Source organism: Thaumasiovibrio clandestinus, from assembly GCF_047250365.1.
In the GTDB taxonomy this organism is placed as follows: Bacteria; Pseudomonadota; Gammaproteobacteria; order Enterobacterales; family Vibrionaceae; genus Thaumasiovibrio.
Map to the genome: position 1 here is coordinate 195,361 of NZ_JBLBVL010000006.1, position 16,834 is coordinate 212,194.

General features: G+C 47.2%; 10 protein-coding genes. All 10 read right to left on the reverse strand.

The window, feature by feature from the left end; all coding sequences use genetic code 11:
• Nucleotides 1–58: 58 nt before the first annotated feature.
• The 10 genes from ACKLNH_RS11030 to tssC all read right to left on the reverse strand — a co-directional run bounded on the left by ACKLNH_RS11030 (nucleotide 59) and on the right by tssC (nucleotide 16,807).
• Complete coding sequence (locus tag ACKLNH_RS11030; protein WP_413112311.1) at nucleotides 59–4,963, reverse strand: RHS repeat-associated core domain-containing protein; 4,905 nt, start codon at nucleotides 4,961–4,963, stop codon at nucleotides 59–61.
• A 2-nt stretch (nucleotides 4,964–4,965) separates the two neighbouring features.
• Nucleotides 4,966–5,877 carry a hypothetical protein gene (locus ACKLNH_RS11035; RefSeq protein WP_413112312.1) on the reverse strand — a complete coding sequence of 304 codons (912 nt, stop codon included), beginning with the start codon at nucleotides 5,875–5,877 and terminating at the stop codon, nucleotides 4,966–4,968.
• 89 nt (nucleotides 5,878–5,966) lie between these two features.
• The gene (tssI, locus tag ACKLNH_RS11040) at nucleotides 5,967–7,778 is read right to left on the reverse strand and encodes a type VI secretion system tip protein TssI/VgrG (RefSeq protein ID WP_413112313.1); all 1,812 of its coding nucleotides are present in this window, start codon (nucleotides 7,776–7,778) and stop codon (nucleotides 5,967–5,969) included.
• A 54-nt stretch (nucleotides 7,779–7,832) separates the two neighbouring features.
• A complete protein-coding gene (locus tag ACKLNH_RS11045) occupies nucleotides 7,833–8,312 on the reverse strand; it encodes an Hcp family type VI secretion system effector (RefSeq protein WP_413112314.1) in 480 nt (159 codons plus the stop codon).
• Between the two features lie 213 nt (nucleotides 8,313–8,525).
• The gene (gene tssH / locus ACKLNH_RS11050; RefSeq protein WP_413112315.1) at nucleotides 8,526–11,114 is read right to left on the reverse strand and encodes a type VI secretion system ATPase TssH; all 2,589 of its coding nucleotides are present in this window, start codon (nucleotides 11,112–11,114) and stop codon (nucleotides 8,526–8,528) included.
• An 18-nt stretch (nucleotides 11,115–11,132) separates the two neighbouring features.
• Nucleotides 11,133–12,092 (reverse strand): type VI secretion system baseplate subunit TssG, encoded by a 960-nt coding sequence (gene tssG, locus ACKLNH_RS11055; protein WP_413112316.1) that lies wholly within the window; start codon nucleotides 12,090–12,092, stop codon nucleotides 11,133–11,135.
• Nucleotides 12,093–12,140: 48 nt separating this feature from the next.
• Entirely contained in the window at nucleotides 12,141–13,955 is a 1,815-nt protein-coding gene (tssF, locus tag ACKLNH_RS11060) for a type VI secretion system baseplate subunit TssF (protein ID WP_413112317.1), read from the reverse strand.
• On the reverse strand, nucleotides 13,955–14,428 hold the full coding sequence (gene tssE, locus ACKLNH_RS11065) for a type VI secretion system baseplate subunit TssE (RefSeq protein WP_413112318.1): 474 nt from the start codon (nucleotides 14,426–14,428) through the stop codon (nucleotides 13,955–13,957). The genes tssF and tssE overlap by 1 nt, the downstream gene beginning before the upstream one ends.
• Before the next feature lie 65 nt (nucleotides 14,429–14,493).
• Nucleotides 14,494–15,294: a type VI secretion system accessory protein TagJ gene (locus ACKLNH_RS11070; RefSeq protein WP_413112319.1), complete on the reverse strand. Its 801-nt coding sequence runs from the start codon at nucleotides 15,292–15,294 to the stop codon at nucleotides 14,494–14,496.
• A gap of 4 nt (nucleotides 15,295–15,298) precedes the next feature.
• Complete coding sequence (tssC, locus tag ACKLNH_RS11075; RefSeq protein WP_413112320.1) at nucleotides 15,299–16,807, reverse strand: type VI secretion system contractile sheath large subunit; 1,509 nt, start codon at nucleotides 16,805–16,807, stop codon at nucleotides 15,299–15,301.
• Between the last annotated feature and the right edge of the window lie 27 nt (nucleotides 16,808–16,834).

Genomic DNA, 16,834 nt, shown 5'->3' on the forward strand with positions numbered 1-16,834 from the left:
GCTTTGTTCATCGACCTTTCATCCTTTCAAGCGTGTCATCCGCGCTGCGTCACTGTGGCTACCATGCGTTCCAGCCCTCAAGCAGTCTATTTACCTTCTCTTCCTGCTCCTTGACATGTTGTTCAATCACCTCAAGCGGCACAATGTCGGCACTGACGGTCTCTCCCTCTGGGGCAGGTTCGGGTGGAGGGGCCATGATTTCGGCATAACTTTTGTCGGCAAACACCAGTTGTCGGTCGGTAAAGCTGTTGCCGTTTATTAAGTAGAGGCTAAACACGCCCTCTTCAGGTATCCCGGTAATCTGTCCATTGACATAGAGTGATTCGGGACGAGAACGGCTTAAGTAGGTGGCTTTACGCCAATCCGACTCGCTGTCCACCAGCATGATCAGCATGTTAGAGGGTTGGTCTTCATCCCATACCACACTTGGCCCCACATCGACTTTGATACGCAGCCCGCCATTTTGCGCGCCGACAAAACCGTACACCGTATTGCTGTTATCGATACGGGTGAGAATATCTTCATCATCACTGAGCCATGGCATTTCATCACCGTTGGCGGCGGGCAACACATTGGCTTTGGCTGTTTGAATATTCTCGCCCTGCGTAAAGCAGTGCGCACCGCCATACTGGCCAATCTCATCCAACGGCGTCGTCTTATTGTGCAGTTGCGCATGGTCATCATGCAGGGCGTCAATTCGCGTCATTGGCAGTTGATCGGGGCTAAACATCACACGAATACCCTTGCCACCACTCTGCTCTTCGCCTTTAATTTTAAACGGCACCCAGAACTGCTCCTGACCAAACCCTTTCGCTTCACGCAACACAGGACGTTCAAGGTGATCCAGTAGCGGTGGTTCTGCCCGATCGGATGAGCGCCGCGTCGGGTTGAGGTCACCCTGCTCACGGTAGTAGTCTAAATTCACATCGCGGTATCGCCCAAACTTGTCGACCGCCAATTCGCGCCACAACACATTTTTCCAGAAAACATAGATGTAACCACCACGCAAATCGGCCACTTTGCGCTTATCTTTGCTGCCATCTAAATACGCCAGCAGACGCACCGGCACCATGATCGTTTCCCACTCGTCTTTCTCGGCACTTTCATCAACGGGGGCAAGCCCTTCCGCCAACAGCAAATTAACCGGCTCGCCATGATCGGCAAACGGAATAGAGAGATAGAGATCCTTGGGCTCATTTTCCAAGCCTGTAAAGCTGTTTAAGCTGCGATGGGTGGCGTTGTCATCCGCCACTGGCCACGCCACTTGCTCGGGTTGTGCATCGGTGGCTTGCAAGATAAGGTGCTCGGAGTGCGGCGCGGGGGTTCCAGCAATTTCCACTACCACTTTGTGTTGCGGCTCGGGAAGATTGGCTTTACTGAAGTCAGGCTCAGGCAGATCAGGGAACCAGCAGGCGTTATCGAGCCAATTGTCGCCCAATTCATTGCCGAGCGCAGCGCGTTCGACATTTTGGGGGCTATCGGCATCAAAGCCACCGCCGTTACCACCGGGACCAATATTGGTGCTATTTTCGCGCTGACAGCTCATTCCCAAAGGATCAACCCACTGAATAGGGTTGGGGGCATATTGGTAGACATTCACACCGCCCATCACACCAATCGGATCAGGCTGAATAAAACGCCCCGCCACAGGGTCATAGTAACGGGTGAGATTGTAGTGCAAGCCGCTCTCTTCATCACAGTACTGGCCCTGGAAACGCAGTGGATTCTTGATCTTTTCACAATCAATAAATACCTTGCCCCAGGTGCTATAACGCGCCCGCCAGACTAAATGGCCTTGTGTATCAAACAACGCAATCGGTGCACCTACCTGATCACAGCGATAGAGGTATATTTGGTTATTTTCAATTAACATCAATGGGGTAAAGGTGCCAGGCAGATAGAAGTACCAGCGATAAACGCCGCGGCTCATCTCACCAATCAGGTGGTTACCTTCCCAAAAGTATTCGGTTACGCCATGTTCACTACACTTACGCGAACGACGCCCAAGGGCATCATATTCATATTCGGTCAGCACGCCATTAACGTTAATACTCATCAGCTGATTTAGGGCGTTGTACTGACGATGTTGTTCACCTTGGGTTAGTCCTTGTTCGCCATTAGCACCAAAGTAGACTTGATTGCCATGCTCATCATAGCTATAGATACTTTCGCTATTACGTATCAAACGGTCGCCGCGATACTCAGCATCAGTTCGGTTACCAAAACTATTGAAGGGATAGCTTATCTCGCCGTCGTTGCCCAGCTCTTTTATGATCTGCCCCATCGCATCGTAGTGGTAATCCGTCGCCCCTAACAGCGAGTCTTCGATTTTGGCAATACGGTGCTGGGTATTGTAGGCGTAATTACGGGATTGCTGTGACCATTGCTGAGCGACAAGACGGCTCAAACCGTCATAAATGCGTTGTTCATTGTTATGGGTTGCTTGATGATGGGTACTGGAGATCTGCGCAATACGACCGATGTCGTCATAGCCAAGGTTAACCCGTTGTTCATCGTTGAGTTCGATAGCGATAAGCTGGCCAATTTTGTTATAGCGCATTTGGCACTGTGTACCATCCGGAAAACTGACACTATCCCGCAAGCCGCGCCCATCGTAACCGTACTGAATATGCTGACCATGTTGCCAAACATTATTGAGGGAGCCGTTGCTGTGATAATTAATCACCACGGTTTGCTGCGCGTTAATCGCACTAGAAAGGCGTCCTGCTGCATCGTAACGAAAGTGCAAATCGCAAAACGCATTGGCGTTGGTGGCGCGCACCTGCGTCACCCGCCCATTGGGGTTATATTGCAAGCGCAATTGCTGTTGTGCTTGAGTCACTAGGGTCGTTCGGCCACAAGGATCATAGTCATAAGCGGTAAAGCTGCCCTGACCATCTTTATACTCAGCAATACGTCCTTCCGCTGTCCAACGAAAAGCAAAACCGTGTCCATCACTGCGTTCAATCGCGGTTAGTTGACGCGATTTGTCGTAACTAAGATGCAGGTGCGCATCATCGGGACGAATAATGGTTTCTGGCTGGGCAAATTCACCCCATGTCAGTTGGCAACCCCGTTCACCATTTAAGGTATAGCCGTTAATTCGTCCGGCTTTATCGTATTGATATTGGTGACAACGGGTCACTTCTCCCATCGCATCGTGACGCAAGGTATAGCGTACCAATTGTCCAGCATCATTGTGGTGCAGTTGTGCCACGCTACCATCGGCATAAGCGATCGCATCACGCTGACCACGGGCGTTATAGTGATAACGCTGTAACACACCATTGTGCTGAAAGGCCAATGGTTGGCCTTGCGCATTACGCCACCACTGTTTGCGCTCGCCATTGGGATAACGGATCGCTTTAACTCGCCCTTGCGGATCGTACTGGTAGTAGGTTATGCGCCCATCAGGGGCAGTACTATGCGTTAATAATCCCAACGAGTTGTAGTGGTTTCGCCATGTTTGATGTGCTGGGTTGGTCATCGCGACACATTGGCCCAACTCATTGTAAGCATATTGGTAAACATGATTCTCAGGATGAACTTCTGTCGTGAGCTGACCATGGCGATTGTACAGATACAAGGTTTGATGGCCGCAGGGATCTTTTTGCATCACTTTTTGTTGATACGCGTTGTATTCGTAGTACCAGATATTCTCTTCTGGTGTGATCAGTTGTGTGAGGTTGCCTTCTTGGTCATGAACAAATCGCCACTGATGGTCAAGGGCATCGCGGTAGTTCGACGACAAGCCAGAAAACTCAAAACGGTAATCATAGTAGCCATCATCACTGTGTTGACGCACACATTTGGCTGTTTCGCCTTCACCATCCCAAACGAAATAGTGATTAAGGCCACTGCCACGCTGGCGTCGCTCAAGCAGGTGATCGTCGCGGTAACGGTAGTGCTCGGTTTCGGCATTGGCGTTACTGGCTTGGATGAGGTGGTCATCATTATCATATTGATATTGCGCTAAGGTCAGCGCACGATCGAGACGTTCAGCAGGGCGCAACAACGCAATTAACTGCCCCTGACGGTTGTACTTACACCACAACTGCTCAACGCCGGAGTGCAGTATGGCGATCAACTTAGCGCTAATTGAGTATTTAAAATCGAGCTGCACAGCATGAGGAAAACGCAGCTGAATACAACACCAAGTTTGGTGAATGTGGGCAAATTTAAGCTGACGTCCATCGCGCAAGTTTACCAGCCAGTGGCCAGCAACATGGTGATGCAAGCTGGCACCAGCGCGACGCTGATAGCTAATCGCCCCTGCCTCGACGGCGTCAAACCGCATGGTGTTGCCTTGATTATCGGTGAACAGCCAGTGAGTAAGTACTTCTTTTTCGTTATATTCTGGCGCTAAGCGATAATCGAAACCGTGTCGCCAACCTCGCCCCATATCCCTGCTGTCAGCACAGCGTGAAGAGCGGTAACGGCGCTCCCAAACCAACTCTGTACCGGGTATCGTAACATCATGGCAGGTTAACAGTTCTTCGCCGTTAAACATCGCCACCGGGTCACCGCCCGTTGCCGCGCCATCGGTATTGAAGTTATTTCCGTCGCTATTAATACTATTTGAGCCGTTAGCGCCTGCTTTGCCGCTGGCTTGCTGACGCGCAGGAAGCGGTGGTGGCGGAGCGGGTTCGAGGGTAGAGTTTTCACCCACCGCTGACTGAATCACTACCTCTGGAAGATCAATTACATAGACCTGATCATGAATCAGGCCGTAAGCGACAAGATCACGCTCTTCAAGAAAGTGTAAAAACGGCACATCTTCTAGCTTGTCTTTATCAATCCAGCGCGAAATGATGCCAATTTCAAACGCCGCTTGTTCAAACTGTTCAACAAACGCTTGCGCCGCAAAAAAGTCTTCAAACTGATGGTGGTCAATCAGGTAGCTGTCGCTAAAATGAAAACGTTTGCGCTGGTTATTAATAACATCAAGATAGTTTAAAGACATGGTTAGGCCCCCTGCCAACCAAGAAGGGCGCCACTATGGTAACCATTGATTGAACGCGCACACTGCAACACCACACCATTGGCGGCCCAAGCTGCATGTTTAAAGTCATGCTGAATATTTAACCATTGCAACAGTGGAAGGTTGGCCCCTAAATCACCAATGATTGCGCTCATCCAATCGTACTTCACCTCTTCGTTCATATGACTACCTAGTGCATCGATACCCTTGATGCCTGAAAGCACGAGTTCATCTTCCAGACTATAGGGGGGATAAATTGCCACCAATGGTGACTGATCATGTAAGCGAGTTGCCGCCATGGTATAAACGCGACTGCTTGCTAAAGAGAAATGACTCACATCGGTTGCTAACTCATGGTGCACCCATTGCGCGGTTAGCCCCGCTTGAGCGCGTTGCGCTTTCACAATCACAACCGACTCCGTCGGGTAACCCTGCGCTGGTTGGCTACCATCAATAAAAAACGGATGAATATCCATCCCGACTATCCAAACATGACCATGGTTATCAAGTTGCGTAGAAATGAAATTGGCTGCTCTTAGCAACGCGTTTGCACCACAAGCAAACACCTTATGGGCACGTGGCGTCTTTAATGGTGGTAACAATGCCTGCAATCCTAACAACAGCTTTTTTTGAATAGGCTGAAACGCATAGGGTGCAAGCACAACGACAGGGCCATCGCTCCACTCAACAGGTTGGTGAGACAAGGTGGCTTCAAGGTTATCCAGCAGGCGAGTGAGCCAATGTGTACTAAGACTGGCATTGATCGACAGTACGTCACCGTCGTATCCCGCAACAGAAACAAAGTCGCGGTCCAGCGATGCGGTTTTTCTTAGCGCTTCTAATCCACTATTTTTGCCAATTTGAATCGCGTAAGCTGACAAAGAAATTGCACTCATCAACCTACCCTTGATGACAAATTAGACTTAATCCTGCCCAGTCAATTAGGCGATAACGCATACTCTGCATCATGGTCGACCTTGAGGTGTTAATTTAACGAAATCTTCCCGGCACGCAACGCAATCGTCGAGCCGTTCATTTTGATACTACTTCCCTTAATGTCGATGTTGCCGCCACTATTTAGGGTGATTTGTGCGCTACCACATTTAATCGTGATATTGCTACCAGCATCCAACACCAAATTTTTGCCAAATTTTCCTGTATGACTTTTCCCTACGTTTAACGTTTGGTTACCTTCGATTTTGTGCTGGCTATGACGACCAACCTGAATCGACTCATCGTTCTGAATTATCCGTAAATAGTCCTTTTCGCCACGCAACGAGAGCAGTTCGGCACCTGAAGTGTCATCAAAACGCAGCTCGTTATATTTGTCTGATTCGCTCTTGATGGTGCGGCTTTTTATGCCCGATTCATTACGTCGCGAGGGCAGTTCAAATGCTGGTGATTGGTCTCCGTTGTATAGGCTGCCTGTGATGATTGGCATATCCGGATCACCATTAAGAAACTCAACGGTGACCTCTTGACCGACTCGCGGTATAAATTGACTGCCCCATTGGTTGCCTGCGCTACCCTGTGCCACGCGCACCCAACAAGAGGGTTTACCTTCTCGATTCCAATGGAAGAACACTTTAATGCGTCCCATCTCATCTACAGCCACATCCCCTTCTTGCTCTGAATTGCTACTTGGCGCAACGGTAGCCGTTTGCAAGCCGTAGATTTTCGGCTTGTTATAATGCATGGCTGGGCGATAAATCCCATTTCGCTCAACACAAGTAAAACTGGTTTTAATCCCATCGCCAATGGCGTTAGACAAACCGAGCTGATTATTGACACTGGCCTTAATTTGGCATTGGGTGATGAGGTATGCCGGTCCGATGTAGTTAGAATTGACATGTTTCGAGAACGAAAATGTTTTACCCACACTCAATGTTCGGCAGTCAGATTTGGCATAATAACGGCAGATGTCACGTTGCAGCACATCTAAACGCTTCTCAGCAATAGTGGTAATACGAACATTTTGCTCTGATTCACCCGTATAAATATAGTGTTCGCTGCCCGGCGGATGAAAGCCAACAAATTGCTGTTGCACCGACTCGGCTTGTGGCTTTGCTGTTGGCGCACTAGGGTCGTACCCAGACATGCTTGCACCTGCAGGTGAGCTGCCTGCCTCTTCTTCCCACATGCTGACATGTTGATTAGAGATGCTACCACTGTGGTATTGTAAGACACCCTCTGGCGCTTCTTGATAATAGCTTTCGTTGTCATGCATCACTAATGTATGGGTGCCTTTCCCATGTTCAAAGTTAAAAGCAATGCCCTCTTCTGCCATTATCCTCAATATAAAATCCAGGTCGCTTTCATTATATTGAACTTTATAAATAAGCTTAGGGTAATTCTCTTCAAGCTTATTTTTAAAATCAACATTATTCTCACCAAGAACTTCACTAACAATATCATCGACACTCATTTCCTGAAAGAAGCGACAATTCACCTTGTGTGCAGCAAACGTTAATGCTGGCTCTACAATAATTTTATATTTTCGATAAAGCTCCCCATCTGCACTTTCTGATACACGAGTACCTTCGCTTCTCACTCGTGTCGCAATACCGTTTAGGTATCTATAACCGCCAAACCTCTCTTGCATTTTCATTGTGATAATAACAGGCTTACCAATTAAAGAGTTAACATCAACAATTGCACCATTTGCATGTACAGACGCCACCATTGAAAACAATTGGGAAAGGCCTTCCTGATATTCCACACTATCTAAAATAAGCTTATCTTTGCCTAATGGGGTAGCAATAGCGACAACATTATTATCTTGGCTGGCTTTTTTCATATTCACTTCTATATCGGTAAAAATTTAGCTGCGGATTTCCCGCAGCTAATAGTCTTAGAATGCTTGACCAGTAACACCGCTGTAGCCGTAACGCAAAGGCGCAACAACGTTGTTCTTGTCATCTGTTGGAGTCACTGTCATTACCATTTCAGTATATGAAATAGTGATCGTTTCAACCGGGCGGTCATCCTGAATAGAAACGGTGTAGTTTGAAATCATGGCATCAGTTAGGTCAATACGCATGATTTCTTCTACTTTCTCACCTTGTTTAGTGATGAAGAACTCTGCCTTTTTACCCTTACCAATAGTGGCTTCTTTAAATAGATCTGGCGACGCGCGATCTTGAAGCTTAGTGATCGTCATATCGTATAAACGAGTAGAACTCGCTTCACGGTCTTGCGCTGTACCAGTGTAAGACGTAATCTCACGGCCAACACTCCAATCCACAGAAAGAAGCGTAATCATATCTTTATATTTTTCAGCAGTAGCTTCGCCTTTAATATCGGCATATTGAAGGTACGTATTCGATTGCATGCTAATCTCCTTTAGCATTTAGACAATTAACTCAATAATATGAGCGGCTATATTCTCATTAACTTTTAAAGATAAAGAGAGGTAATTAACGACAGGGTCATTATCAATGAGATATATTAACCCAAAAACAACCCAACTAAAATTAGCATATAAAAACGCTCACGCATTTAGCTGTGAAGCGCATCGCATATGCGAAAGCAACAATATAATAACTCACGCTAATGACACATGACATATTCCATCTAACACATCTAGTTTAACCTCACTAAACTGTTGATTACTTGCCATTGAAACCAGCACCTTTTCTGATATTTTTGGCAATATTTCATTCTGCAACAAATTCTGGACTACGCGAGCGCCACTGTCAGATTCGTTACATCGTGACAGAATATAATCTTTAACTTCATCAGTTACATTTAATTTGGACGCATAATTAGATAATAATCTCTTTTCTACTTTACGTACTTGCAAATCAATTATTAGTGACATGACCTCGTTATTCAGAGGCAAATAAGGAATAATATTAATTCGCCCTAAGAATGCGGGTTTAAAACTCTGCAGCAAGTCATCGCGCAGTGCCTCTCGCAACGCTTCAGGTGTTGGCATGAGATCAGGGTCGGCACAGAGATCCATTGTCGTATCGGTGCCAGCATTCGATGTCATAATAATGATCGTGTTTCTAAAATCGATATCTCGCCCTTCGCCGTCTTTAATGGTTCCCTTATCGAAGACCTGATAAAAGACGTCTTGCACCCCAGGGTGAGCTTTTTCCATCTCGTCGAGCAATATCACGCTATAGGGCTTTCGTCTCACCGCTTCTGTCAACACGCCACCTTCCCCATAACCGATGTAACCCGGAGGCGACCCCATTAGTAGCGATACTTTATGTTCTTCTTTAAACTCAGACATGTTAATCACCGTGATATTGTCTTCGCTACCATAAACCTCTTCAGCCAGCGCCAGTGCCGACTCGGTCTTACCGACCCCACTTGGACCCGTTAGAAAAAACACCCCATTCGGTTTTTTCTCATCATTTAGGCCTGCTCGTGCGGTTTGTACTACCTCTGCCATGGTTTTAAGGCCGTGGTCTTGTCCTATAACCCGCTCACACAAACGTGCTTGGAGCTTAAGTAGTCCTTCAATTTCATTACTTTGCATACGTCCAATCGGTATACCAGTCCAGTCAGAAATGATCTCTGCGACCAATAGCTCATTCACGCAGCTGTGAATCATCGGTTGTTCGTGTGCCGCCAGTTTGGCGTTAGCCATGGTCAACTGCGCTTGCGAGCTTTCTCTTTCAGACTCGTTAGAGGTTGACGCATCGTTATGCAGCAATGTCTGTTGCAGTTCGAGCACTTCCGTCACTAATTCAGACTCTTCATCCCACTGCGCAGCAAGTTTTTCACGGCTATGTTCCAATTCAGCAATTTTTACCTCCACCGCGGCTAACGCTTGGCTGTGATGCTCGCCCAGTTGCGCATCACGCATTAATTGGCTTTGCGCTGCTCGTGCGCTTTGCATCTGCTTATCTAATACATCAATCCGTGCGGGAATAACCGACTGGCTTAGCGCAACACGTGAACATGCGGTGTCTAAAAGTGAAACCGCTTTGTCCGGCAGTTGACGACCATGAATATAGCGGTGTGACAATTTTACTGCGGCTTCGATCGCTTTCGCGGTAACACGCACATTATGGTGCGCTTCCATCATTCCAACCAAGCTATGCAGCATATCGATAGCCCCTTCAACCGTTGGCTCTTCGATTTGGACTAATTGGAAACGCCGTGTCAACGCGGCATCTTTTTCGATGTGTTTTTTGTACTCAGCCCATGTCGTCGCTGCAATGGTTCGTAACTCACCACGCGCTAAGGCTGGCTTTAAAATGTTCGCGGCATCACCACCAGATTCTGAGCCATTGCCAATCAAGCCATGCGCCTCATCAATAAAGATGATAATCGGCACTGCTGATGCTTTTACCTCATTCACGACGGATTTTAAGCGATTTTCAAACTCACCTTTTACCCCTGCACCCGCTTGGAGTAGTGCGAGATCGAGCACCTTGATCGCGACGCCTTGCAACGGTTCTGGTACGTCACCATGAATAATTTTCAGCGCTAAACCTTCCACCACGGCAGTTTTACCCACCCCTGCTTCGCCCGTTAAAATGGGGTTATTCTGACGACGACGCATCAATATATCGATCATCAATCGAATTTCTTCATCGCGCCCAACCACGGGATCAAGGTTTCCCTCGCGAGCTTGCTCGGTTAAATCAACGGTGTACTGATCCAGTGCTGGCGTGTGACCCGACATTGTTGTCGACGCGGGGGCATACTGTGCTAAACCCTCCGTCCAGCACTGCTGTAATAATTGTGGATCTATTTTGGTCAGTTGCGTTGAAAACTGCGCAGGAATGAGCAGCCCACCATCATCATTAATTAGGGTAAACAAGATATGCACGACATCGATTTGCGCTTCGCTAAACGCAATGGTCGCACTCATCCATGCGTGGCCCAGCAACTCGACAATATTAGGAGAAAGCCCCGGCACTTCGTTACTGCCCGATTTTTGGCGCTCTAAATAACGGTTGAGATCGTTACACCATGTTGCTTCATCGATACCAAAGTGTCGCGCTATCGCAACAAAATCACTACTGTGACTATTTGAAAGTTCAAATAACCAATGACCAATGTCAACGGTAAAGTGGCTACGGCTACTGGCACAAGCCGCTGCCTTCTCTAAACTCAACCGCGCTTGCGGTGACAGTTTTTCTACAATTGCTTTTAGAGGTAAAGTACTCATTAACTATTCCTTGTGGCGTTACACCGAAATGGTGATACGTTTATCACTCTGTTTTTTATTTGGCATCAATATTCCACCGCGTCCCAGCATTCCCTTACCTCGAGTTAAGCTGACAATCGGCAAATCTGATTTCTTGGCTTCAACCGTCCACTTTACGCTTAAAGATGGTGGCATTAAGGCCGCGGCTTGGCGTTTCAACTCGGTAAGGCGTTCCCCTCCAGGCATAAGAGATGCAATTTGATCAGCTTCTTTAACGTAACAAACAACGTTAACACCGGCATTGACACTCCATACGCGCTTGCCCAACGTGGCACTTACTCCCAATTGCGCATGCTGCCCGTTTGATGCCGCCCTCTTTCCCAACCTTGTTTGTTCATCGCGCGTTAAAGGCATCCAAGCGCCCTGAAGCTCTTTTAGTTCAACCTCTACCCCGGCAACGGTAGTGAGTACCGCACGCAACGCTTCGCGTGAACGCACCGGACGCAAGTGGAAGCCCGCCCATCGACGGTTGTCCTCACGCCCAGTCAATGCATCGACGATGCGTTGGTAATCACTGGTTTTTCCAAATGATTCTTGGCGCATTGCAACCGGGCGCTGAAACTTTTTCCATGTGCGAAAATAGAGCGACAACAAACGATGATTAAAGATGTTATAAAAGCTGGCCAAACCGCGATCTTTCGCCCGCAAGCGTTGCAGCACTTGTTCAGAATAGTGTTGTGGCAGCACGCCATTCGTGCCGGTCAATCCAATGACGTTGCTGTCGACACGCACTTTTCCATCGTTGCGCAGCTGTAAATTTTCCATATCGTTAAGCGGGAAGCCAAGATGCTGTGCCACTTCCAGCACAATTTCTTCCTGCGCGGGTAACGTGTCTGTTCCTAGCGTCTCTCGCATGTCCTGCACGTAGCACTCAATTAAGTGCAACGATGGAAACATTGGCTGTTCGATAAATGCTTCGACTATTTTGTCTTTATTCATATTGCTCTCGCACCCAAGATGCGCGTCGATTCCACGTTAATATAGAGGTTAAATAAGTGCTTTATGACCGACCATTGCTGGCCAGCGGTGGTACACCTGTTCAGTCGGCAGCAAACGGATCGTCAACTGAGTAAAGCTATTGATCTCTGCATATTGTGCAAAGAAGTTAGATAAGATCTGCCCAAACAAAAATAGTTGGTCTGTTTCAACTCTCGACTCAACAATATCCAACGTAATCTCCGAGCCGTAACAAAAGCCCACCCGACCGTGTTGATTTACGCGTGCCGTCGTTGAATTAACATGCAGAGACTCAATCGCATCGGTTAATACTTTGGTGCTAGGTGAACCTTTAAAATCAAATAACTTGAGCATCTCTTTCAAATTGCGCAGCCCGTTACTATCACTAAAACTATTTAACGTGATCAATTTGGCAAACTGCCAGCGTGTGTGACCACTCATACGTGGGCGCACAGTACTAGAAAGTGGCAGCAAACAGCGTGTGCCCAAATTGTCAGAATTACTTTTTACTCTGACCTCTAGATGATCGCCGATGGAAGGCAAGCGGTCGGGAATATTTCGGTTACTGCACTGCGCCTCAACCAGTAAATTGGCATGACCTAATCGTTCTAACTCTTCAATCGAGTGATCTTGATTAATCACACTGAGGTAGATATGCCTACCCGGTTCATCAAATCCCCCTGCCCAGCTGGCATCTTCACGACGGATACTCCAGTAAAAATCGTTCGCATTCGCATAGTTGGGATGCTGCCCACTGTAATAAGGCTGGACTTGCAAATCGTGATCTAACTTACTTGAAGAGAGCTTCACATTGTCGATTTTGATGATCTCTTGCATCTCCGCCTGGCGGTGTGCAGCACGTAGCTCATATTCGTAATCGACGGTGGAAAGTTTGACCGGCTCAAGACTCGATTTGAATAAGTTAATCACGGGGCCGCAACCTAATCGCATCGCTTCATTACTGATCTGTTTTGTTAACAGTGGCTCACTTTCAGACAGATAAAAATACAGTGTCGCTCGATTACCTTGGCCAAACCAACGAGTTTGTAACTCTTCAAGCTCTACGAACATAAATTTTTCAGGGATTAAAAAGTACTCCACCAATTCACGATAACCACTGAAACTCTCGGCACCATAAGGCACCAATGGCGCACTGCTACGACTGTTCAGTTGCGTGGCTGGAATTGAGGTGATGGTATTGTCTTCACTAACAATCACTATCCCTTGCAGAGCACGCATTAATAACTGATAGAGAGCATGGGTTGTTTGCGCTTGACCGCTAAGTTGAAAACGTAATGTATTAATGTCCAAGTGTTTAAAACTCGCGCACCCTTCATGGCACGTTAGTACAACTTTTAGCACCGCTGCACTCGGCTCCAAGAAACTCTGTTCTGGCGCACTAAATGGCGCGTTAAAATACTCCACACCAGAGACTTCAAACGGCCAAATATCCACCGCATCGCTGGTGCGATAGAGACAACGCTGATAACCCGGTGCAGTAATCTCTACTTCAGTCTCGGAAGGTAACGAGACACATTTATCGGTATAGATACTTGGCCTGTGATGAACCATGCTTATCGATGGGATCGGCGCATGAAAATCAGGGAATAATTCGCCAATTAACGCCTCTGTTAATTGAGGATGGCTGTCATCTAAACTTTGACGTATCTGCGCAGAAATAAATGCAACACCTTCAAGTAATCGAGAGACATGGGGATCTTCAACATGATCCTCTGTCATCTTTAAACGACCCGCAATTTTCGGATAACGCTCGGCAAACTCGCCACCTTTATGACGCAGCCAAGTCAGTTCTCGTTGATAGTATTTTACAAATTCATCATTCATCACCGTCCCTCACTGACTTTAAATCCCAAATTGACGGGTTCAATTTCCGAATCAAAAACAATTTCCTCACTAACACCAGACTGCAACACAACGGCTTGTATGCGAAGACGAAGGATGCGATCGAGTTTCTCTTCGTCTTCTCTTACCGACACATCAATATCAAACAGCCGCGGTTCAAATCGCTGTAGTGTTTCCTTCACAATTTTGCACAAATGGGTTTTGCCACTTTGGCTACTAAAAGGCATTGATGAGAAATCGGGCAAACCATAGTTGAGTATCGACGCCGCAACCTCTTCAAATGTGTCATCCCAGCGATTCCAACCAACACGGGCATTTAATAAATTTTCCACATCTCGGCGTAAATTAGCCACACTGGTTGCCGCTTGACGATACTCTTGCTTATCTACTGTACTCTCTGGCGACAAATCGATAAGTTTGTCCAACAGGGAGATATGTGCGCCAATTTCTGCCAATTTCTCTCGTCCATTTAATTAAGCTATTGCAGGATTAAACATTAACCAACCTAGTGACAACGTCACTATACTACTGCGGTGTCAACGACCGACCACCCTTCGATTTGTCCTAGCACCACCGCGTCTTCACCCGCCAACAGCATCTTATGTCCTGCACCGATAACAAGATCATGGGCCGGCGATGACAGCCAATCTGTTGCCTTACCCAGCTTTTGTGCGTCTGTCGCTGAGTGATAGTAAGTAATCGGCATGTGTAGCTCACCGGATGGGCCATCAATTATCTCTAGTTCAACTTTACGCCAGACCGTTTCAATGAGATTTGCAGGCGGAGTGATACTCAAACTCGCGATGGCTGACATAGGGACTAAATAGTATTCACCGTTGGTACCAAAGCACTCTAGGTACTGACTCAGTTGATCATCGAGGTCACGCAGATCATCATGCTCTTTATCATCGAGCAACACGTTGGGTCGTGTACGCTCTTGTTCATATTGTTGGTTAAACGTATCGAGATCCTCAGCACCTTGGGCTAACCCTAGCGTAATGCGCATCAGTGCTGCTTGTGTTTGCTCATTCACGTTACCCAAGAATTTGGCGGTGGCAGCCCCTCCCATAAAGTCGGCACGTGCCTGCGCGGCATGTATTAAATGACGTAGCTCAGTGCCGCCGGGTAAACAGTCTGGGTCTTGCTTTAAGATCAATAACAATTGCTGTTCTGCACGTTCGAATTGGCCATCGATACACAGCAATTCCACTAACTGACTACGCGCCTCGATATCTGTGGCACGACTTTGCAAGTGAGTCATTAAGCTTTTGATGGCACCGGCAAGATCCGCTGCCTGAATTTGTGTTTTCCATTCACTCATTGTGTTATCCGTTATATATATTTGGAGATAGCTCGGTAATAAGCCGAATACTCGATACCATCTGATCCAATTGAAAATGGGGTTGCAAATGAACAACGGAAAAGAATTTTCCCGGTTGAGCAACCTGTTCTTTAACTTGAATACGCGCTTCACTCAGTGGGTAACGCGCCCGTATCTCTTCTGTCGCGTCATCCGATGCAGTGGTGTAATCATGTAGCCAGCTCTGGAAATCATTTTCGATACTTTGCGCGTTCTCATAGCTGCCTACTTTGTCACGACCCATTACTTTGATGTAATGAGCAAAGCGAGACACACAGAGTATGTACTGCATCATCGACGACAGTTTTGCGTTAATATTTGAGCCCAAGCTGTCGTAGATGCTTGGCTCATGTAAACTCGCATTACTATAAAATGTGAGTAAAGACGTATCAGGTACCGCTGAGATGGGAATAAATCCACTGTCAGCCAACGCTTGCTCTAACCTATCTCCAACCCGAAGATTAACGGCAGGTTTTTCACGATAACGGCTTCCCGGCAAGTGTTGTTTTTGTGCTGGCATATTAACAACGATGCCCTTTTTGTAATTTCCCGGCTGATGGCCACGGATCTGACCAAACCATCCCGACTCTATAAATGCCCTTGCGACAACCACACCAAAACAGTATGCCGCGCTTCCCCAAAGCAAGTCGGTTTCCGCATGACGGCAATGCTCAACAAAAGCAAAATCTTCTTGGCGTGACCCGTCACTAACATAAGTTTCACGCATCAACACATCCGGTAAGGTAATCGCCAAAAAACGTGCATCATCCAACTTACGTAAGCTACGCCAGCCAATAAACTCAGGCTGTTCAAACTGTGCCCCAATATTCGCGACTGACGCCAACTCACTGAACGAATCCACCCCTAATAGCGTTGGGTCGGCAGACGTTATAAATGGACAAAATGCCGCCGCCGCAGTCTGGGTTACTTTTCTGAGCACATCGGTGTCTTGATGGACACGACGCTTATCACTATGCTGAATACGGTAATCACCGATCAACAGCCCAAATGGCTCCCCACCCGACATCGAATACTCGTTCTGATAGACCAAGCGAAACAACTCACTTTGATCAAACTCCATCGACTTATTGCAGTCGCGAACCAGCCTATGCCAAGGGTAGTGAAGCACTTTAATCTTCACCTGTTCATCCCCGCGCAGAGCGGCGATCTCACGAACCGTATACTTCACGCCGCGCCAGCTTGCTTCCAGTGCCTGAAAAGTTGGATGATGCAAAATTTTATTCAGTTGCTGATTAATCAGCTCATCTAACATTCCAATAACGTCAACAAAGTGAGTCTGCAATTGCTTAAGGGTCGAAATATCTAACTGTTGAAACTCTATCCAGTACCGAATTGCTTTATCTGGCTCGTCGATATCAATAAAGCGATCTAGCCAAATGGCATTGATATCGAGAACACGGGGCGATTCTGGCTCTGTTGTTAGTGACTCAATTTCAATAAACGTTGGCTGCATTACGTTTGCCTCAGTTCAGTGGGCACG